The 21,416-nt window shown below is 44.3% G+C and carries 15 protein-coding genes; 10 read left to right on the plus strand and 5 right to left on the minus strand.

Features of this window, described 5'->3' with window-relative positions; translation table 11 throughout:
* The 10 genes from ACP45E_RS18710 to ACP45E_RS18755 form a co-directional block, all read left to right on the plus strand.
* The coding region (locus ACP45E_RS18710) for an ATP-dependent helicase C-terminal domain-containing protein (protein ID WP_277815725.1) at positions 1-733 on the plus strand (733 nt) is incomplete at its 5' end.
* 64 nt (positions 734-797) lie between these two features.
* Positions 798-3,179 carry a penicillin-binding protein 1B gene (gene mrcB, locus ACP45E_RS18715; protein WP_017037191.1) on the plus strand — a complete coding sequence of 794 codons (2,382 nt, stop codon included), beginning with the start codon at positions 798-800 and terminating at the stop codon, positions 3,177-3,179.
* A gap of 75 nt (positions 3,180-3,254) precedes the next feature.
* The gene (locus ACP45E_RS18720) at positions 3,255-5,567 is read left to right on the plus strand and encodes a patatin-like phospholipase family protein (protein WP_017037192.1); all 2,313 of its coding nucleotides are present in this window, start codon (positions 3,255-3,257) and stop codon (positions 5,565-5,567) included.
* A gap of 282 nt (positions 5,568-5,849) precedes the next feature.
* Complete coding sequence (gene acnB / locus ACP45E_RS18725; protein WP_017036683.1) at positions 5,850-8,438, plus strand: bifunctional aconitate hydratase 2/2-methylisocitrate dehydratase; 2,589 nt, start codon at positions 5,850-5,852, stop codon at positions 8,436-8,438.
* A 193-nt stretch (positions 8,439-8,631) separates the two neighbouring features.
* Positions 8,632-9,000 (plus strand): YacL family protein, encoded by a 369-nt coding sequence (locus ACP45E_RS18730; RefSeq protein ID WP_017036684.1) that lies wholly within the window; start codon positions 8,632-8,634, stop codon positions 8,998-9,000.
* Between the two features lie 220 nt (positions 9,001-9,220).
* Positions 9,221-9,559: a P-II family nitrogen regulator gene (locus ACP45E_RS18735; RefSeq protein WP_017036685.1), complete on the plus strand. Its 339-nt coding sequence runs from the start codon at positions 9,221-9,223 to the stop codon at positions 9,557-9,559.
* Positions 9,560-9,586: 27 nt separating this feature from the next.
* Positions 9,587-10,816 carry an ammonium transporter gene (locus ACP45E_RS18740; RefSeq protein WP_017036686.1) on the plus strand — a complete coding sequence of 410 codons (1,230 nt, stop codon included), beginning with the start codon at positions 9,587-9,589 and terminating at the stop codon, positions 10,814-10,816.
* A 266-nt stretch (positions 10,817-11,082) separates the two neighbouring features.
* Positions 11,083-12,096, plus strand: a complete 1,014-nt coding sequence (locus ACP45E_RS18745; protein WP_017036688.1) for a Fe(3+) ABC transporter substrate-binding protein — start codon at positions 11,083-11,085, stop codon at positions 12,094-12,096.
* Positions 12,097-12,194: 98 nt separating this feature from the next.
* Positions 12,195-13,820, plus strand: a complete 1,626-nt coding sequence (locus ACP45E_RS18750; protein WP_017037196.1) for an ABC transporter permease — start codon at positions 12,195-12,197, stop codon at positions 13,818-13,820.
* On the plus strand, positions 13,820-14,848 hold the full coding sequence (locus ACP45E_RS18755; RefSeq protein ID WP_017036690.1) for an ABC transporter ATP-binding protein: 1,029 nt from the start codon (positions 13,820-13,822) through the stop codon (positions 14,846-14,848). The genes ACP45E_RS18750 and ACP45E_RS18755 overlap by 1 nt, the downstream gene beginning before the upstream one ends.
* Before the next feature lie 18 nt (positions 14,849-14,866).
* Here ACP45E_RS18755 and ACP45E_RS18760 read toward each other — a convergent pair whose 3' ends face one another.
* From ACP45E_RS18760 to ACP45E_RS18780, 5 genes are all read right to left on the minus strand, one after another.
* On the minus strand, positions 14,867-15,142 hold the full coding sequence (locus tag ACP45E_RS18760; RefSeq protein ID WP_017036691.1) for a ribbon-helix-helix domain-containing protein: 276 nt from the start codon (positions 15,140-15,142) through the stop codon (positions 14,867-14,869).
* 70 nt (positions 15,143-15,212) lie between these two features.
* On the minus strand, positions 15,213-15,773 hold the full coding sequence (locus ACP45E_RS18765) for a DJ-1/PfpI family protein (RefSeq protein ID WP_017037197.1): 561 nt from the start codon (positions 15,771-15,773) through the stop codon (positions 15,213-15,215).
* Positions 15,774-15,956: 183 nt separating this feature from the next.
* Entirely contained in the window at positions 15,957-17,369 is a 1,413-nt protein-coding gene (locus ACP45E_RS18770) for a phosphoglucomutase/phosphomannomutase family protein (protein WP_017037198.1), read from the minus strand.
* An 83-nt stretch (positions 17,370-17,452) separates the two neighbouring features.
* Complete coding sequence (locus tag ACP45E_RS18775) at positions 17,453-19,858, minus strand: GH36-type glycosyl hydrolase domain-containing protein (RefSeq protein WP_017037199.1); 2,406 nt, start codon at positions 19,856-19,858, stop codon at positions 17,453-17,455.
* A gap of 86 nt (positions 19,859-19,944) precedes the next feature.
* Positions 19,945-21,416, minus strand: a 1,472-nt coding sequence (locus ACP45E_RS18780; RefSeq protein WP_069585424.1) for a beta-N-acetylhexosaminidase, incomplete at its 5' end; no start/stop codon positions are given.

A 21,416-nucleotide genomic window follows, 5' to 3' on the forward strand; every position in this document is an offset into this window, starting at 1 on the left:
CCGCTCTTCCGATCTCGAATGGAATGAAAACAAAGGCCGATTGATTGGCGAAGAGCAAGTAAAGCTTACGAACTTGGTGATCACTCGACAACCGCTGACTCAGTTGGATAAACAAAAAATGACCGAAGCATTACTTGGTTATGTAAAGCAAAAAGGGCTTTCGGTATTAAATTGGTCGCAATCGGCTAACGATTTATTGGTTCGTATTCGCTGTGGCGCAGCTTGGTTACCTGATCTTTCTTGGCCTGCAATGGATGAAGCGAGCCTATTAAAGGAACTCGATGTATGGCTGGCACCTTATATGGTAGGAGTGACTTCGTTAAAAGGCTTAAAGGGCATTGATCTGGTGCCTGTGTTATTGGCAAGACTCGGTTGGCCTTTGAGTAAAGAGATCGATCAGTACTTACCCGTTTCTCATCAGTTACCCACCGGAACCAAGAAGAGGATTCGTTATGAAGTGGGTTGTGAGCCGATATTGTCGGTCCGAATGCAAGAGATCTTTGGTGAGCACGATTCCCCGGTTATTGCCAATGGACAAAAGAAAATTGTTTTAGAACTCTTGTCCCCAGCTCAGCGCCCCTTGCAAGTGACTCAAAATTTGGCTTCTTTTTGGGCCGGTTCATACAAAGAAGTACAAAAAGAGATGAAGGGTCGATACCCCAAACACGTGTGGCCAGATGATCCTGCCAACCATGTCGCGACTAGAAAAACAAAACGGCATTTTAATTCATAACGAAAGAGCAATGTCGTAAAAGCAATAATCAAAAGCAATAACGAAAAAGTAATGATGGACAGTAATGACGGATAAAAAGACCCCAACCAAGAAGTCAACGACCAAAAAGGCCACTTCAAAAAAGAAAACGTCAGCAAGGAAACCTGCTGCGGGTAAAGCGACGCGCAAGAAAAAGACCGTGAATCAACGCTCATGGCTAAAGTTGCTGTGGAGCTTTGGTTGGAAAGCGAGCCTTGCAGGGTTGGCACTGTTGATTTTTGTCGGCGTGTATCTCGATAGCGTTGTAAAACAAAAATTTGAAGGACAGCTATTTAGCTTACCCACGGTTGTGTACGCAAGGATTATGACCATCACGCCAGGATCGTCAGTATCGGTTAAGCAGTTAAGTAATGAGCTGGATGTACTCAATTATCGTAAGGTGAGGCAGCCGCGACACCCTGGGGAATATTCTTCGTCTTCAACCAAATTAGAGATGATTCGTCGTCCGTTCGAGTTTTCTGATGGACCAGAGCCGTCACGCCACGTCATGGTGCATTTTAACGACAGTGGTGTGGATCGCATTCAATCTTTGGAGAAAAACGGCAATTTAGGTTACCTGCGCATCGACCCTAAGATGTTAGGAATGTTAGAAAAAAACACGGATGAACAAAGACTCTTTCTAAGGCGGAATCAATTTCCCGAGGTGATGGTTGATGCTCTTCTTGTGACCGAAGACCGTCATTTCTATCAACATGATGGCGTCTCTCCTGTGGCGGTTGCACGAGCGATGGTGGTGAATGTTAAAGCCGGGCGAACGGTGCAAGGTGGTAGTACGTTAACGCAACAGTTATCTAAAAACCTGTTCTTATCGAGCGACAGAACCTTATGGCGTAAAGTGAGAGAAGCGTATATCGCGCTGATTTTAGATTATCGCTACAGCAAAGATCGCATTTTAGAAGCGTACCTGAACGAGGTGTACCTTGGGCAAAGTGGCGGTGAAGCGATACATGGATTTGGCCTTGCTTCTCGTCTTTATTTTGGTCAACCCATTGATGAATTAAGAATCGATCAACTGGCACTGTTGGTTGGTATGGTAAAAGGTCCGTCGTATTACAATCCTATCCGCCATCCCGAACGAGCAAAAACGCGCCGAGATTTAGTGCTGAGATTGATGATGCAACAGGATATTTTAACCGCACAGCAATACGATCAGGCGGCCAGTCGACCGTTAGATATTCAAGATAACCCTAGAATTGCGAGTCGTCAGCCTGCGTACTTCCAACAGGTTAATATTGAGCTTAAAGAAAAAGTGGGCAGTGCATTTCAGTCTCAAATGGGCTTACGGGTATTTACATCACTCGATCCTGTGTCTCAGAAAGAACTGGAAAAAGCGATAGCAACCAAAATCCCTGAACTGGCTAAAAAAGCCGGAAATTCTTTAGAAGGCGCGGCCGTCGCGGTCGATCGTCATAGCGGAGAAATTCGAGCCATGGTGGGGGGGAAGCGAACGGGTTACGATGGTTTTAATCGCGCACTGAATGCCAGCCGTCAAATTGGTTCATTGGCTAAGCCAGCTGTGTATCTAACGGCTTTAGAAGCGCCTGAACAATACAATCTAGCCACAACGCTTCAAGACAAGCCCATCAGCTTAAAAGGCAGTAAAGGCAATGTCTGGTCACCGAGAAACTATGATCGCCAATTTAGAGGTGAAGTACCACTGTATGAAGCGCTGTCTAAGTCTCTCAATGTTCCTACGGTTCAATTAGGGATGAAACTCGGTATTCCAGCCGTCATGGATACACTAGAAAAACTGGGGGTCGACCGCTCTGAAATTCGCCCCGTTCCATCGATGTTCTTAGGGTCGTTTACGTTGACGCCTTTTCAAGTGGCGCAAATGTACCAAACCTTGACAAACTCTGGTAAAAAAGCGCAATTATCAGCACTGAGATCGGTGTTAGATCAGGAAGGAAACGTACTTTATGAATCGATTCCAAGGGTTCAGCAAAGAGTGTCTCAGCAAGCGGCGTGGCTCACTACTTATGCCATGAAGTTGGCCGTTGTTGAAGGCACAGGGCGGTATTTGCATGGGCCGTTTTCTTGGGCTGCGTTGGCTGGAAAAACAGGAACCAGTAACGATACTCGCGATAGCTGGTTTGTTGGGGTTGATGGCCGAGAAGTGACGGCGATTTGGCTGGGTCGAGATGATAATCAACCAACAAAACTGACTGGTTCAAGTGGGGCGCTGCGAGTGTACTCGGAGTATTTAACGAACCGTATTCCTGAGCGTCTCGTCTTACCCTGGCCCCAAGAAATCAGTACGATTGGTTTTAATAAAACGCCACAGGGGGCATTAGAGATTGAGTGCAATAGTGACTTTAAATTACCCATGTGGGATCCCAAAGGAATCATCAAGCAAAATTGTGGAAGCAAACCTGCGGGATGGTTGAAAAAGATATTCACATGGTAGCTTAATCGAGTAACATCACTTTAGCCGTCTCTGTTTCCAGTTCAAGCTCTCACCAGTAATTAAAGGATTAGTGTAGTGCGATACTTTGTTCGATTTTCAGTTCTATTCGTGTGTTTCGTAGGGCCGCTTTCATGGGCGGATGAAGCGGCACGTATTGATAGTGATAAACAGCATGAACGACCTAAAATCGCACTTGTCTTAGCGGGTGGAGGTGCGAAAGGTGCGGCTCACATTGGTGCATTAAAAGCGCTTGAAGAGCTTAGAATTCCTGTTGATATCATTACTGGCACCAGCATGGGGGCGTATGTCGGTGGGTTGTATGCTTCTGGAATGAGTGCCAATGAAATTGAGAGCTTAATTTATTCGGTTGATTGGAATACGGGCTATCGAGATCGGGTTGATCGAAGCCAAAGACGTATCCGTGACAAAGAATATGAAGATCGTTATCAAATAAATACCGATCTTGGCCTACGTTGGGGGGAGCTTAGAGCGCCGAAAGGTGTGGTTCAAGGGCAAAATATGCTGCGTATTTTGCGAGAAACATCGGGTAACTTACCTAAGTTAGAGTCGTTCGATGACCTTGTTATTCCTTACCGTTCGGTCGCGACTGACATTATCGATTTGAAGCCGGTTATCATTGGTGAGGGGTATCTGGTTGATGCGATGATGGCCAGCATGTCTGTGCCTGGCGTTCTTCCTCCTTATGAAATTGATGGTAAGTTGCTGGTGGATGGCGGTGTGACCAATAACATGCCTGTTGATGTAGCTAGAGAGCTTGGCGGCGACATTGTGATCGCCATTGATATTAGCAGTGACTATTTAAATGAAGAGGATTTCAGTTCATTTTTAACCGTGGCAGATCAACTCTCAAATTACTTAGTACGACGGAGTACTCTTTCTCAGCAAAAAACGTTGACCGATAAAGACATCCTTCTTCAGCCTGACGTGGGTAAAATGCAAACAACGGAATTTGATAAAATGCCGGGCGCGTACAAAGAGGGATATAAAGCGGCGATGGAGAAATCGTCAATGCTGTCCCACCTAGCCTTATCAAGCAGCGAATATCAAGCCTACATCGAAAAGAAACAAACAGCGCGTAAAAAATTACCGTATGGAGATGAAATTTCTGTCGAGCACATCGTCATCAACAATAATACCCATTACAGCGATGAGCTATTGCGTTCGCGCCTTGGTTTAGAAGAAGGAAAAGCGTTAAGTACGGAAGAACTTGAGCAGAGTGTTCAAGACCTTTACGCGTTAGATCGGTTTGAATTAATTACTTATCAATACGAAAAAGATGAATTCGGTAACGATCTATTGGTGATGGATGTCAATTCGAAAAGTTGGGGGCCAAATTACGTTAATTTTCGCTTTTTCTTAGAGGATGACTTCACTACCGATAGTCAGTATTCCTTAGGGGTGTCGAGTAACTTTACCAATCTTAACTCTGATGGAGCAGAACTGTTGCTCAACCTTGAAATGGGTACGGATAAACTGATAGGCGCTGAACTGTATTCGCCGTTTATGTCTAGCCAGCGAGTCTTTACAACGTTAGGGGGGAGTTACAGCAACGACAAGCGTAATATGCCAAGCAATGGGATTAATAATCCAACGTTAAGCGCATCCGAAAACTACCTGCCCGTAACTTATCGGGAATGGACAGGAGAGCTGGCTATCGGGTATCAAGAAGCCTTGTGGCGAGAGCTTAAGTTAGGCTTACGCTACATACAAGGCTATGCCGAATTATCAACCTTGCCGTCATGCGGTGATTTTAGCTTTACCCGCCAAGGTGTTTTTACGGGTTATCGCTATGATACGTTAGATGATTTTAGTCTGCCTCGCTCTGGTATCTATGCGGATATTGAGTATTGGATCTCGCAAGATGAAGTAAGAGGGCAAGAGCGGTGTTTTGCTAGTTCTGCTAACCACGCAGAAGATACTGTTGACGAAATTCGTGCAAAATTCATAGGGGCTTATACCTATGATCGTCATACTTTAGTCGCGAATATGGATCTGGGGTTAACCAAGAGTCAAAATATGGTGTTGCCTGTCGATCCGAAAGAAATTGGAGGCTTTCTCAAGCTGTCTGGCATCCCAAGAGACAGTTTGATTGGGCAAAATATCGCTTTCACCAGTTTAGTCTATCGATATCGTTGGTTTGATAATGATTTTGGTTTGTTTAGCTCTCCATTTTATGTGGGTAGCTCCATTGAGTATGGTGGGGTATGGTCTGATCCTAATATTAAGATTCAAGATGCGCCGTTGTATCAAGCGGCTTCTGTCTTTGTTGGCGTTGACTCCCCCATTGGACCTATTATGTTTGGTTATGGGTTCACAGAAGAACAATTCAATTCCGTATATTTAATTATTGGAACCACATTTAAGTAGCAAATATGCGAAGTTAATTTCTTAAAATCGTCCAACTTTAGTCTTAACTTGCTATGTTGGTCAAAATGATAAGATTTTAATTTTAAGTTAAATTTGCTATTCTACCGCCCACAGTTTGGCCTCTCTGGCGCTGCTTGTTTATCTTCTACATCATCATTATGTACATAGATAAACAGCTGAATTGGCAATGGAGAGCCAAGTTTCCAAGGATGTTCACTCCATCATCGATCTAAATAGATAAGTGATAATAAATGGAGGAACCGCAATGAGAGGAAAAAAGTCGTGCTTGAAGCCTACCGTAAACACGTCGCAGAGCGTGCTGCCGAAGGAGTTGTTCCTAGACCATTAAATGCCGAACAGGTTGCTGGCCTAGTTGAACTTCTTAAAAATCCGCCCCAAGGTGAAGAAGAGTTCATTCTTGACCTATTAGAAAACAGAATTCCCCCAGGCGTTGATGAAGCCGCTTATGTAAAAGCTGGTTTTCTAACCGCCGTAACAAAAGGCGAAGTCGAATCCCCTGTAGTAAGCCGAGCAAAAGCGGCTGAGCTCCTTGGTACAATGCAAGGTGGCTATAACATCGAATCGTTAGTGTCCCTTCTTGACGATGCAGAGTTGGCACCTATCGCGGTTAAAGCCCTGTCTCACACTCTATTGATGTTCGACGCGTTCTACGATGTAGAAGAAAAAGCGCAAGCAGGTAATGCATCTGCGCAGCAAGTGCTTCAATCTTGGGCTGATGCTGAATGGTTTACAGCTAAAGACAAAGTAGCGGAAAAAATCACCGTTAAAGTATTCAAAGTCACTGGTGAAACCAACACCGATGACTTATCTCCAGCACCTGACGCTTGGTCTCGCCCTGATATCCCAGTGCATGCAAAAGCAATGTTAAAAATGGAACGTGAAGGCATCACTCCTGACGAACAAGGCAGTGTTGGCCCAATCAAGCAAATCGAAGAACTTCAGAAAGATGGTATTCCACTGGCTTATGTAGGTGATGTTGTTGGTACGGGTTCGTCTCGTAAGTCTGCAACCAACTCTGTGCTGTGGTTTATGGGTGAAGACATCCCTTACGTACCAAATAAGCGCACTGGTGGTGTTTGTTTAGGCGGTAAGATTGCGCCTATCTTCTACAACACAATGGAAGATTCAGGTGCACTGCCGATTGAATTGAATGTACAAGACATGAATATGGGTGATGTGATTGATATCTTCCCTTATGAAGGCGTTGTGCGTAAAGACGGTGCAGAGATTTCTAGCTTTGAGCTTGGCAAGGTACTGTTAGATGAAGTTCGTGCTGGTGGTCGTATTCCACTGATTATCGGTCGTGGTCTAACGAGCCGTGCTCGTACTTCTCTTGGTCTTGAAGAGACAGATCTGTTTGCTAAACCGATTGATCCTTCTGCTTCTGATAAAGGCTACACATTAGCTCAGAAGATGGTTGGTAAAGCATGTGGCGTTGAAGGTGTGCGTGCAGGTCAATACTGCGAACCTAAGATGACGACGGTCGGATCTCAAGATACAACCGGCCCTATGACGCGTGATGAGCTAAAAGATCTGGCTTGTCTTGGTTTCTCTGCAGACCTTGTTATGCAGTCTTTCTGTCATACCTCTGCATACCCTAAACCGGTCGATGTAAACACTCACCATACGCTTCCTGATTTCATCATGAACCGTGCTGGTGTATCGTTACGTCCGGGTGATGGTGTTATTCACTCGTGGCTAAACCGTATGCTTCTTCCTGATACCGTAGGTACCGGTGGTGACTCGCATACCCGTTTCCCTCTTGGTATTTCATTCCCAGCAGGCTCTGGCCTTGTTGCCTTTGCGGCAGCAACGGGTGTTATGCCACTTGATATGCCTGAATCAATTTTGGTTCGCTTTAAAGGTGAAATGCAACCGGGCATTACACTGCGTGATCTCGTACATGCGATCCCATATTACGGCATCAAGCAAGGTCTATTGACGGTAGAAAAAGCGGGTAAAATCAATGAATTCTCTGGTCGCGTACTAGAAATTGAAGGTGTTGAGCACTTATCTGTAGAGCAAGCGTTTGAGCTGTCAGATGCATCAGCGGAGCGTTCTGCGGCAGGTTGTACGGTTAAGCTTTCTCAGGAATCTATCGAAGAGTACTTAAACTCGAACATCACCATGCTTAAGTGGATGATCGCCGAAGGTTACGGTGACGTACGCACGATTGAGCGCCGTATTAAGGCGATGCAAGAGTGGTTAGCTAACCCTGAATTGCTGACTGCGGATTCTGATGCTGAATATGCGCATGTTATCGAGATTGACCTGGCTGAAATTGACCAACCAATCTTGTGTGCACCGAACGATCCTGATGATGCTCGTCTGCTGTCTGATGTTCAAGGCACAGAAATTCAAGAAGTGTTTATCGGATCGTGTATGACGAACATCGGTCACTTCCGAGCGGCGGGTAAGATGCTAGAAGAGTTTAATGGCTCTTTGAATACCCGTTTATGGGTTGCACCACCAACGAAGATGGACAAAGATCAACTGACTGAAGAAGGCTACTATGGCATCTTCGGCCGAGCTGGGGTTCGTATTGAAACTCCGGGTTGTTCACTGTGTATGGGTAACCAGGCACGTGTTGCAGACAAGTCTACAGTGATGTCTACATCAACGCGTAACTTCCCTAACCGTTTAGGTAATGGCGCTAATGTTTACCTTGCTTCGGCAGAGCTTTCAGCGGTTGGTGCGATTCTTGGTCGTATCCCAACAAAAGAAGAGTACTTAGAGTTCGCTCAGAAGATCGATGCCACAGCGGCAGACACTTATCGTTACTTGAACTTCCATAAAATGGGTCAGTACACTGAAAAAGCAGACACGGTTATTTTCCAAGAGCCTGCTTAATGCTCATTGATAAGCGTGATTAATTAACGCTTATTTACTCATGATACATTCAAAGCACTTGCGAATTTCGTAAGTGCTTTTTTATTATCAGAAACATTCTTTTTATGGCTCACAATATGATAGCCCTAGAGAGTTTCCCATTCTCTCTATATACTCTGCGCCATTCTTAGCCCACCAATTTATCGGAGTTTGTATGGAATTTGAGTTCACACGCAATACATTAATGGGTGAGTACTATGTTAAATGCAGTATGGGGCATGAAATAGTCGGTCGTTGGTTACAAGATGAGATTGGCCGTTCGCGAGAAAAAATAGAAAACGTTGAGCAGCTAATTGCTCAATCTAAAGCATTACCCTCCAAAGAACATAAGTTACTTGGCCATGAGATCTCTATGACCATTTTAGAAGACGAAGTGCTCATTCAAGAAAATGTTTTAAGTCATGGGGATGAATTGGACGAAGAGAGTGAATATCACTTTTATAATAGTGAAAGTACTGCGGGATGTGGTATCGATGATTTCGAGATCTTAATTGAGCGTTGGATTGATTTTTTGGGTTTTTAAGCATCAGAATGAAACGAATTCTGGCATTTGCACCGTAGTGGTGAATTGATATGTTAATGCATTGTTATTGTGAAAATGGCGCACCAGTATGGTGCGCCATTTTTGGTTTAAAGACTCTAAATTGGATCTAGTTCTTTAAAAACAATGGGTTAAATAGTTGGCACGTACTTTGGATTATAAGAATCAACAGTTAAAGGATTAATGACTTAGAGAGGGTACGATGAAACTAATTAACGCAATAATCAAACCATTCAAACTTGATGATGTACGTGAAGCTCTGGCTGATGTAGGTATCGAGGGAATGACAGTATCGGAAGTGAAGGGCTTTGGCCGTCAAAAGGGACATACAGAATTATATCGAGGCGCGGAATATCAAGTTGATTTTTTACCTAAGGTCAAACTTGAAATAGCCACTCAAGCAGAAAATGTAGACCGCGTAATTGAAGCCATCACTAAGGCTGCTCAAACTGGAAAAATTGGTGATGGAAAAATATTTGTGTATGACTTAAGCCAAGCAGTTCGTATCCGCACTGGTGAAATGGACGCAGAAGCACTTTAATGATCTCAAGGACTGGAGAGTAATATCATGGATTTATTAACAACGGTAACAGAACTACGTTACGCACTGGACACTTTTTTCTTCCTCATTTCTGGCGCACTGGTTATGTGGATGGCAGCGGGTTTTGCAATGTTAGAAGCGGGTCTGGTTCGTTCAAAGAACACGACAGAAATTTTAACGAAGAACATTTGTTTGTACGCCATTGCTTGTACGACGTTTTTAGTCGTTGGCTACAACATTATGTATGTAGATAACGGTGAAGGTGGTTGGTTACCTTCATTTGGTACGCTAATTGGTACTCAGGGTGAAGGCGCTGACCACTCTTTAGAATCGGATTTCTTCTTCCAAGTTGTATTCGTTGCAACGGCGATGTCAGTGGTATCTGGTGCCGTGGCTGAGCGCATGAAGCTTTGGTCTTTCCTCATCTTCTCTGTTGTATTAACGGCCTTTATCTATCCAATGGAAGGTTACTGGACATGGGGTGGTGGTTTCCTTTCTGAAGCAGGCTTTAGCGACTTCGCAGGTTCAGGTATTGTACATATGGCAGGTGCTGCTGCAGCACTAGCGGGTGTATTGTTACTGGGTGCTCGTAAAGGTAAGTACGGTAAAAAAGGTGAAATTTACCCAATTCAAGGTTCAAACTTACCACTGGCAACACTGGGTACGTTCATCCTTTGGTTTGGTTGGTTCGGCTTCAACGGTGGCTCACAACTGATGCTTTCCGATTTTGAAAATGCGACAGCAGTTGGTCAAATCTTCCTAAACACTAATGCTGCTGCTGCCGCTGGTGCCATTGCTGCCTTACTGGTGTGTAAGACGACATGGGGTAAAGCAGACTTGACGATGATCCTTAACGGTGCGTTAGCCGGTTTGGTAGCGATTACTGCTGACCCACTATCTCCATCACCTTTATATTCAGTCGCGATTGGTTGTGTATCAGGTGCATTGGTTGTGTTTAGTATCATCGCATTAGACAAAATGAAGATTGACGATCCAGTTGGTGCTATTTCAGTACACGGTGTGTGTGGTTTCTTTGGCCTGATGGTTGTGCCACTGAGTAATGGTGATGCGACATTTGGTGCTCAACTGTTTGGCGCTGCTGTAATCTTTGCGTGGGTATTCGGTGCAAGCCTAGTGGTTTGGGGTGTGTTGAAAGCAACAATGGGTATTCGTGTTACTGAAGACGAAGAACTAGAAGGCATGGATATGCATGATTGTGGTGTTGGCGCTTACCCTGAATTTGTAACGGTAAAATAGTCAACCTTAAATAATCGACTTATCGGTGAAGCGAAACCTGTCATTTGTTGGCAGGTTTTTTTGTATCAAAGAAAAGCGCCTAATGTGACTTATCATTCATGTGGTTTTATGTCATTAAATTTATGAAGAAAATTGTTACAAAACAAGAGAGAAAAAACTTTTACGAATATCGGTTTTTTTTAACTAATATTATTGTAATAAATGCATTCATGCATATAATAATGCAACTGATAAACATTATCATTACGATGTAAAGGATTGAACTAATGAAAAAACTGCTTACTCTTTCTGCACTTGCTTGCAGCGTTCTAGCCCCAACAGCAATGGCCGCTGAAGAAGTTAACGTATACTCCTACCGTCAACCTTTCTTGGTTGAGCCAATGTTTAATGAGTTTACAAAAGAGACTGGAATCAAAGTAAACGTAAAGTTTGCTAAAAAAGGTCTGGCAGAAACACTAGCACGTGAAGGCGACCTAAGCCCCGCTGATGTTATTCTAACGGTTGATATTAGTCGTCTCGCTGAGTTAACGAATAAAGACTTGGTTCAAGCGGTTGATAGCACAGTCTTAGAATCAAATATTCCAGCTCAGTATCAAGATGCTGAAAACGAATGGTTTGCACTAACAACTCGTACACGTTCAGTATACTCATCTCGTGACCGTGTTGGTCGTTTAGGTGATGACTTTACTTACGCTGATCTAGCAAAACCTGAGTTTAAGGGTAAAATCTGTACTCGTAGTGGTAAGCACCCATACAATGTTTCTCTTGTTTCTTCAATGATTGCACACCACGGTGAAGCTGAAACCAAAGAATGGCTTGAAGGCGTGAAAGCAAACCTAGCGCGTAAGCCTCAAGGTAACGATCGCGCACAAGTGAAAGCGATTAAAGAAGGTTTATGTGATGTTGCACTTGGTAACAGTTACTACCTAGGTAAGATGGTTAATGATAAAGAGCAAAAAGCATGGGCTGACTCTGTTTACATTAACTTCCCGAACCAAAAAGCCGAAGGTACACATGTTAATATCTCTGGCATGGCGATGGCTAAATTCTCACCAAATAAAGATAACGCTAAGAAACTAATGGAGTTTTTAAGTGGTGATAAAGCGCAAAGCATGTACGCTGAAGTGAACTATGAGTACCCAGTTAAAGCGGGCGTTAAGCGTTCTGAACTGGTAGCTTCTTGGGGCGATTTTAAGTCTGATGATGTTTCTTTAGACGATATTGCCACTTATCATTCAGCCGCAATTCGACTGTTAGATGAAGTCAAATTTGACCTTTGATAAAGAGTAGGGGTATAAAGTACCCCTGTTTTTTAAAAGGATATGAGATGTATTTGTAATTGCGTTTATATTTCATACATCCTTGTTGTAGTTAGGCAATGAACGAAAAAAATACTTTATGGAAAACCAGTAGTGCAGGCTTGGCCCTGCTACTGGTTTTGCCGATCTTAGCGATCTTCTATACCTCAATGGGTGACACCGATGAGGTTTTTTCACATCTGATGTCGACGGTTATGCCTACGTATATTTACAATACGGTGGTACTGACGTTTGGCGTGATGCTACTGTCTTTGCTCCTTGGTATTCCGAGTGCATGGTTTATGGCTATGTGTCGTTTACCTAGTGAAGGCATTTTACAGTGGGCCTTAGTGCTTCCCTTAGCCATGCCTGGTTATATTATTGGATATATTTTCACTGACTGGTTTGATTTTGCTGGACCTATTCAGATCTTACTGAGAAACCTAACAGGGTGGGGACCTGGTGAATACTGGTTTCCTGATATTCGTACCTTAACGGGTGCAACGGTTGTGCTTTCCTTGGTGTTGTACCCATACGTTTATCTGTTGTGTCGCGCTGCATTTATGGAGCAAAACGCCTCTCTGCTTCAATCGGCGAGACTGCTAAAGTGCACACCTTGGGAAAGCTTTAAACGCATTTCTTTACCTCTTGTTCGCCCTTCAATAGCGGTGGGTTTATCGTTAGTTGCGATGGAAACCATTGGTGACTTTGGAACGGTAAACTACTTCGCAGTTAGCACGTTAACCACCGCTGTTTATGACACGTGGTTAGGGTATTCAAACCTGAATGCCGCTGCAAAAATTTCAGCATTAATGCTCGTGATGGTAATTTTACTCTTGAGCACCGAGCGTTATAGCCGGAGAAAGCAGAAGTTATTCCAAAATCAATTCAGTAGCCGAGAAGACATACGCTACCAGTTAAGCGGGTGGAAGAAATGGGCGGCGCTAAGTTGGTGCTGGGGACTCGTGTCTGTTGCTTTTATTTTACCGCTATTGCAGCTATGTATTTATGCGTTTAAATACTTTGAGCAAAGCTGGAGTTCAGAATTCAGAGAGTACGCGATCAACAGTTTACAAGTATCAGTGATTGCCGCCATTTTAGGTGTCTGTATTGCTTTGATCGTCAACTTTTCTCATCGAGTCAATCCTGGTCGTGGCAGTCTTGCGTGTATGCGTTTATCCTCTATGGGGTATGCGGTTCCAGGAACGGTATTAGCCATTGGGGTTCTTGTACCTGTGCTCTTTATGGACCACTTTGTGAACGACATTGCTCGATTGATGGAGTGGCAGCGCCCTGGGTTGGTTTTCTCAGGATCGATGTTTGCTTTGATTGCAGCGCTGGTCGTTCGCTTTTCTGCGGTCGCTATTGGCAGTGTAGAGAGCAGCTTAAGCAAAATCCCACCCTCATTAGACATGGCGGCGAGAACAATGGGCTGCAACTCCAATAAGATGTTATGGCGCGTGCATTTTCCATTGGTGCGTCGTGGGGCTTTAATTGCCGGTCTATTAGTGTTTATTGAATCAATGAAAGAACTCAATGCTGCAATATTGTTGAGGCCGTTCAATTTTGAAACGTTGGCAACTTATGTCTATAACTACGCTTCAGATGAGCATTTAGAACTAGCAGCAATGCCTGCTGTATTGTTAGTCCTTGTGGGGCTTATTCCCCTTGTTATTGTCAATCGTTCGTTGGAGAAAACACACTGATGAGTTGTGCGTTGTCGATTCAAAATTTAACGTGTAAGTACGATACTCAAACAGTGCTTGAGCAATTATCTTTAGAAGTGAAGCAAGGTGAAATCGTCTGTTTACTAGGGGCGAGCGGTTGTGGCAAAACCACACTACTAAAAGCGATCGCGGGTTTGTTGCCTTTAAGTTCAGGTGAAATGAGCCTGAACTGCATGACCATTGATGATGGTAAGAATTGGCTGCCACCGGAGCAGCGTAATATTGGAATGATTTTCCAGGATTATGCGCTATTTCCTCATTTAACCGTGAGTGAAAATGTTGGCTTTGGGCTGAGAGACCAATCTAAGCATGACAAAGTTCAGAAAGTAAAAGAGATGCTGGATCTTGTTCACTTAGCTGGATACGAAGATCGCTTTCCTCATCAGCTTTCTGGTGGGCAACAACAACGCGTTGCGATCGCTCGTACGTTAGCTTACAAACCCGATTTACTTTTACTGGATGAACCCTTTTCTAATATTGACACTCAGGTTCGTCATGAGTTGATCGCTGAAATTAGACGTATTTTTAAATCCCAAGGTGTGACGGCCATTTTTGTCACTCACAGTCGGGAGGAAGCGTTTGCTTTTTCCGATAAGATGGCGGTTATGAATCATGGGATTATTGAGCAGTATGGAACTGCCACCGAACTGTACTACCACCCATCAAGCAAATTTGTGGCTGATTTCCTAGGTGGTGGAAGCTACTTACCTGCGGTGCGCTTGTCTAAAGGCGAGTTTGAATCGGCGCTCGGTGTGGTTGCGGCAACAGCAAGGCATACGATTGATGTAGGTAGTGATTGCGAACTATTGCTGCGTCCTCAGCATGTTCAAATTGAAGCGGCTGAAGAGAGTGATGTGAGAGTCCTAGAGCAGCACTTTATGGGTGATCATTGCCGTTATGTCGTTGAAGTGAAAGGCAACAAGTTGCTAGCAAGCTCGGTTCAGGCGCTTTCGATTGGGCAGCCTGTCACCGTCGCATTGCATGATGAAGGCATTTTAGCGTTTTAACGAAATATATCCCTTGGCTTATAAGCGAATTCTCTTACCGCCATTGAGGTACGTTGTGCAGGCGACTCTTAGCAAAGAGGTGAAGTTACCAAGTTCACCTCTTCTCTGAATAACCTCACGGTATATTCGGGTTAGGAATTCAGCCACCGAGATATCAGATTCTCCGGCGATATCTTCGATCACTTTCCAAAATACAGCTTCAAGCCTGATGCTGGTAACGACACCGTCGATTCGAACAGAACGAGATTTTAGTTCAAAGAGCGTGTCTTCTGCACCCGAATATATCTCACACATTTTGTTCTCCTCCGATAATGGCACCGTATCAGCTTAATGGTTTCTCCAGACAAATCACTACATCTTTAGTCTAAAGCAACTGTTGATTCAATTGTGCCAGCCAAGCAGGATGAGCTGGCCATGCTGGTGCAGTGACAAATATACCATCAGTAACAGCCTGATCCATTGGGATATCCGCGTAGTGAGCACCAGCAAGTTCAACTTCAGGAGCACAGGCAGGATATGCAGAGATAGATTTACCTTGAATGATGTTGGCGGCGCTGAGTAATTGGGCGCCGTGACATATGGAAGCGATTGGTTTTTTCTCATTGGCGAACGCTTGGATAAGTTCAATCACACTCGCATTCATGCGTAAATATTCTGGGGCTCTTCCTCCCGGGAGTACTAACGCATCGAATTGTGATGAGGAAGCACCGTCGTAATTCGCATTGAGTGTAAACAAGTGGCCTGGTTTTTCAGTATAGGTTTGATCCCCTTCAAAATCATGGATGGCCGTTTTAATCGTGTCGCCAACTCGTTTATCAGGGCAAACAACACTGACGGTGTGCCCAACCATACCTAACGCTTGAAAAGGGACCATTAGTTCATAGTCCTCTACAAAATCACCAGCTAAAATGAGTATACGTGCCATGTTCAAATTTCCATATTGAGTTGAATGAAGATTTAAATTAACAATTTATTTACATTTTGTGGTAGTAGTCGGTTACTACATTATGGAAATCGACAAAAAAAGCCCGGCTTTCGCCGGGCAAATGTGTTCTTCACCTATAGGGTGCTCAATTTGAGCGTTAAGTAGGTAAAAGTGTTTACATCATTAAAGTGATAGAAACTCTTTCACCTGTTGAAGAACACGTTCTGCAGTGTCTTTGTCTTGCATTTCTGCAAAAATTCTTAATAAAGGCTCTGTGCCTGAAAAACGAGCAATGACCCAGCCGCCGTTTTTAAAGTAGACTTTGGCACCATCGTCATAGCTCACTTTTTCAATCTCGTATTCGAATTTTGGCAGCTGCTTTTCAACGTATATTTTGTTGTAAAGCGCTTCTTTTTCAGACGCCTTGAATGTACAGTCGCCCTCGGCCGTGTAGGCGTATCCGTATTTGCCGTAGATCTCATCAAGCATTTCTGACAATTTCTTGCCTGTCACTGAGATCATTTCAACTAATAAACTCGATGCAAACACGCCATCTTTACCAAGAATGTGACCTCGAATGGTCAAGCCACCTGAGCTTTCACCACCAATCAAAGAGTCATCCGCTTCCATCTGTGAGCTAATATGCTTAAAGCCGACAGGAACCTCAAAGCTTTTCTCTCCGTGGTCTGCCGCAATTTTATCCAGAATGTGAGTCGTTGCGATGTTGCGAACCACAGAGCCTTTCCAGCCCTTGTACTCAAGTAAGTAGTAATAAAGCAGGATAAGAACTTCATTAGGGTGGATGAAGTGACCTTTTTCATCGATGATGCCCAGTCTATCGGCATCGCCATCGGTACCAATACCAATGTCGTAGCCTTCAGCGGCCACCAAATGTTTCAGACGATAGAGTGTTGCCGCATTCGGCGAAGGCATTAACCCACCAAAATCCGGGTTCTTACCATCATTGATAACGTCTACATCACAGCGACCATTAATAAGCACCGTTTGAAGTGCGTTTTTAGCCACACCAAACATCGGGTCAATGAGCACGCGTAGGTTGGCTTTTTTTATCGCTTCAATATCAATAAAATTAATAATTGAATCAACAAATGCATTCATTGGGTTGATAATGACCACAGACTTATCATTCAGAGCTTGTTCAAAATCGACCGACTTCACATCAGCTAGAGTCAGTTGGCTGATTTGGTCTTCAACTTTCTGAGTGATGATCTCATCCGCGTCTCGTCCACCTTCAATGAAGATTTTGATGCCGTTGTAATCTGCGGGGTTATGCGATGCCGTGATACAGGCTGAATAAGCACAGCCGATTTCTTTCGCTTGGAACATAACGATAGGGGTTGGGACAAATTTATCGATAAAGCTGACTGGAATATTGTTCGCTGCTAATACTTCAGCAAACCAACGACCGGCTTTATCCGAAAGAAAACGACGGTCATAGCCGACGATGAACCCTTTGTCTGCGACCTGTTCGTTATTAATGATATTTGACAGTGCTTGTGCAACGAGACGAACGTTGTCTTTGGTAAACTCTTCGCCAATAAATGCGCGCCAGCCACCAGTACCAAATTTGATCATGATTGAATCCTTTTAGATTCTGAACATACCTGCCTCTAGTATTGGAGGCAGGTGATGATCAGTCACGAGAGTGAATCTAGCGATTAGCCAAGAGTGACGATAACGTCGTTAACACTGCCATCTGCTTGAACTGGGATTGCACCTTCAACAGGTTGACCGTTAAGTGTCATTGACTTAACCCCTTTGCTTACTGAGCTCGGGTTTTCAACTTTGATGTTGTAGGTTGCACCGCGCCATTGGCGAGTCACTTCAAATCCAGGCCAGTCAGTTGGAATACATGGATCAACAGTCAGACCCTCATAGCCCACACGAACACCGAGAATAAAGTTGGTCACTGCGAAGTAAGCCCAGCCAGAAGTACCCGTTAGCCAAGGGTGATTCGCTCGACCGTGATCTTGGTGATCGCGTCCCATGATAAACTGAACGTATGAGTAAGGTTCTGCGATACGCTTATCGATCATGTCGTTTTGGTTGTATGGGTTAAGTGCATCGTAAAACTTCATTGCACGGTCACCACGACCTAGCTTCGCTTCTGCAACCCATGCCCATGGGTTAGGGTGAGAGAAGATAGCACCGTTCTCTTTAACGCCTTGGTAAACGCGTGTGACAAAACCGATGTCGTCGTTTGGTGTTGCGAACGAAGGTGCGTTTAGGTGCAAGCCATACTCTGAATATAGGTTCTCATCAACCGCGTCCATGGCTTTTTCACCACGCTCTTGAGACACCGCACCAGATAATACCGCAAGGGTATTTGATTCAAGGTGAATGCGACCTTCAGTCTGCTGAGCAGTACCGATCTTCTCACCGTTCTTAGTCAAACCACGAATGTACCAGCCACCTTCGTCATCCCATAAGTGAGTTTCACAGGCTTCACGTACGTTCGCAGCCATTTCGGTGTATTTAGCCACGTCAGCATCGTTACTACGGTATTTTGCTAAATCGAGGAACTCTTGCAGTGCCCAGAAATGTAGGAACGAAACCATTGACGACTCGCCACCACCTAAGTTCAAGCAGTCATTCCAGTCTGCGCGCAGACCTTTACAGATACCTGTTTGACCCACGTATTCCGCAGAGAAATCAAGCGCTGCTTTCATATGCTCATAAACGGTTGCTTCGCCGCCATCTGCGTATGGAATCACTTCGTCAAAGAAGCTCTCTTCGCCGGTTTCCATTACATACTTACAAATCGTTGGAACGATCCACAGGTGATCATCAGAGCAGGTGTCATCAATCCCGTGGATCTTGTCATCGTCTGATGGCGTAGGAACGACCGTAGGTGATTTTGATGGTTCAACATCGGCTTTCTCAGGATCGAACCAATCTGGATCAAACAGATGTAGACCGTAGCCCGCTTTGACTTGACCGCGTAATAGATCAACCAAGCGCTTACGCGTCATTTCTGGGTTAGCATGAGGCACCGAAATCGCATCTTGCGCGGTATCACGGTAACCAAGACCTGTACGCCCGCCTACTTCAATAAATGAAGCAAAGCGAGACCAGACGACACATGTTTCAGCTTGGTATAGGGTCCAAGCGTTGATCATGGTATCTAGGCCTTCATTTGGCGATTTAACTTGGAATTTTTCACAGCGTTCATTCCAGTGATCTTTAATACCAGCGAAAGCCGCATCAACATTGGCAACGTCTTGGTATTTTTCACGTAGACGATCGCCATTGCCTTTACCAATACCCAGGATGTAAGCAAAACGAACTTCTTCGCCTGGTTGAATCGTAAACTGCTTATGTAACGAGCCACAGTGGTTGTAACAAGTTTGAGCACTGTTTGAGCATCGACCGTTTTCTACAGCAATCGGGTTCGCTTCATCACGGTAAAGACCTAAGAAGCTATCGCGTTGGCCATCGTATGAATCTGGGTCAAAGGTCGAAGCAAGGTAGTAGAAGCCTTCAAAGTCGTTGGTGTTGTAATACAGATCGTATTCTAGAACGCCATCTTTATATGCAGTCCCAGCAGAGTAAAGAGACATCTGGTGGTTTTGGTTATCCGATTGAATATGGCTAAATGAGAACTCAACAAACGAGAACGCGCTGATGGTACGTGGCTTGTCAGACGTGTTTTTAATCACCACATCCCAAACCTCTGCGTCTTCGCCTTTAGGTACAAAGAGCGTTTTCTCAGCAGTAATGCCGTTGTATTCACACTTGAATTTAGAGTAAGAAAGACCATGACGAACCTCGTAGTTCGCTTCGTCTAGGCTTTTAGCAACAGGCTGCCATGAAATTGACCAGTAATCACCCGTTTCATCATCACGAAGGTAAACATAGTGCCCCGGGCGATCAAACGATGCATTGGGTCTAAACTTAGTGACTCGGTTGTATTCCGGTGAGTTGTAGAATGAGTAACCGCCTGCATTGTGTGAAATAACAGTACAGAATTTTTCAGTACCTAGGTAGTTAGTCCAAGGTGCTGGAACGTCAGGTCTAGTGATGACGTATTCACGATTCTCATTATCGAAATAGCCGTATTTCATGGTTCTATCCTTTTATATAAGCTGTAAACTTAACAGCTAAACATCATGCTAGTGAAAGTGGTTAAGAGTCATGGTGACTCATCGATTTAGTCTTTTTTCCACGGTGAGCAATATTGAATGCCGTGCTTATTAAGCAAGGGTAATTGCCCTTTTAACCGGGTTAGATAATTATTCCAATCTCGTTGAGGTTTGTTGGTCCAACACGCTTCAGCCATAGCGGTTAAACGTGGGAATATCATGTAATCCATGCGTTCTTGAGTGGTGACAATTTCACACCAAAGTGCACATTGAATACCGAGTATGCGTTTCTTTATTGGGTCGCTATCAGGAATTTCAGCCAGTGGCTCATAGCGGTAAGCTTGCTCTAGTGGCAGAACATTTGCCCAGTCGACACCGGGTTCTTCTGGCGCGTAATCTTGTGCCATATCGAGATAGGTATGTTGAGCTGGTTGTAAAACAACATCAAACCCTTGCTTAGCACATTTCAGCGCCGCTTCTTCACTCAACCAAGAATAAATAACGGTTTCTTTACTGACTTTGTCCCCATGCTGAGCTTCTTCCCAACCCACCATTCTTTTTCCTAGTGAGCGTAGTTTCTTTTCAGCAAAACGAAGTAAGTGCCCCTGTAATTCTTTCGTGTCGGTATAGCCTTGCTGTTTCATTAGTGCTTGGCATTTTGCACTTTTTTCCCATACACCATGAGGCACTTCATCGGCGCCAATATGTACCCATTTTGATGGAAACAGTTCAGCCACTTCTTCAAGCACTTGCTCTAAGAACTCATAAGTCCCCTCTAGGCCGGGTGACAGCACGTTATCCGTGTAGTTTTGAATGCTGCGATATTGAGATTGATCAGCACTGTCAACAAGAAGATCTGGCAATGCTTTGATGGCAGCGCGGCAGTGCCCAGGAACATCAATCTCAGGGATGATCGTAATGCCACGTTGCTCTGCAAAGGCGATGACGTGTTTGATCTCTTCTTGAGTGTAATAACCACTATAAGCTTGATCGATGTGACTAAATTGAGGCTCTAGAGCTGACTGCTGTGACCGACTTGCCCCGACGTCTGTTAACTGTGGAAAAGCCTTAATTTCAAGGCGCCAACCTTCATCATCGGTAAGGTGCCAATGAAAGGTATTAAACTTATAGTGAGCCAGTTGGTTAATCAGCCGTTTGACTCGTTCAACGGGATGAAAATGACGCGAGCAATCAAGCATCATGCCGCGGTATTTAAAGCGCGGTGAATCGCTGATTTTTACGTAAGGCGCGCTGAGTTGGTTATCTTCACTCGTTGCTTTTAAAAGCTGCATAAAAGTGGCGCTTGCATGCACAAATCCAGACGCTGAATTCGCTTCTAAACAGGCACCTGTTTGGTCAATGGTCAGCTGGTAATTACCCTCGTCAAGAATCGGGTTTGTTCTATATCGAATATCGCCTTTGCCAATAGATTGCATACTAAAGTCAAACAGCGTATTGAGCTCAACTTGCAGCCAAGTTGCGGCTTCTTCTGCTCGGCTAGTGAGAAGTGTAATTTGACTCTTTTTATATCGGAAGAGCG

The sequence above is a fragment of the Vibrio genomosp. F10 str. 9ZD137 genome (assembly GCF_049974785.1).
In the GTDB taxonomy this organism is placed as follows: domain Bacteria; phylum Pseudomonadota; class Gammaproteobacteria; order Enterobacterales; family Vibrionaceae; genus Vibrio.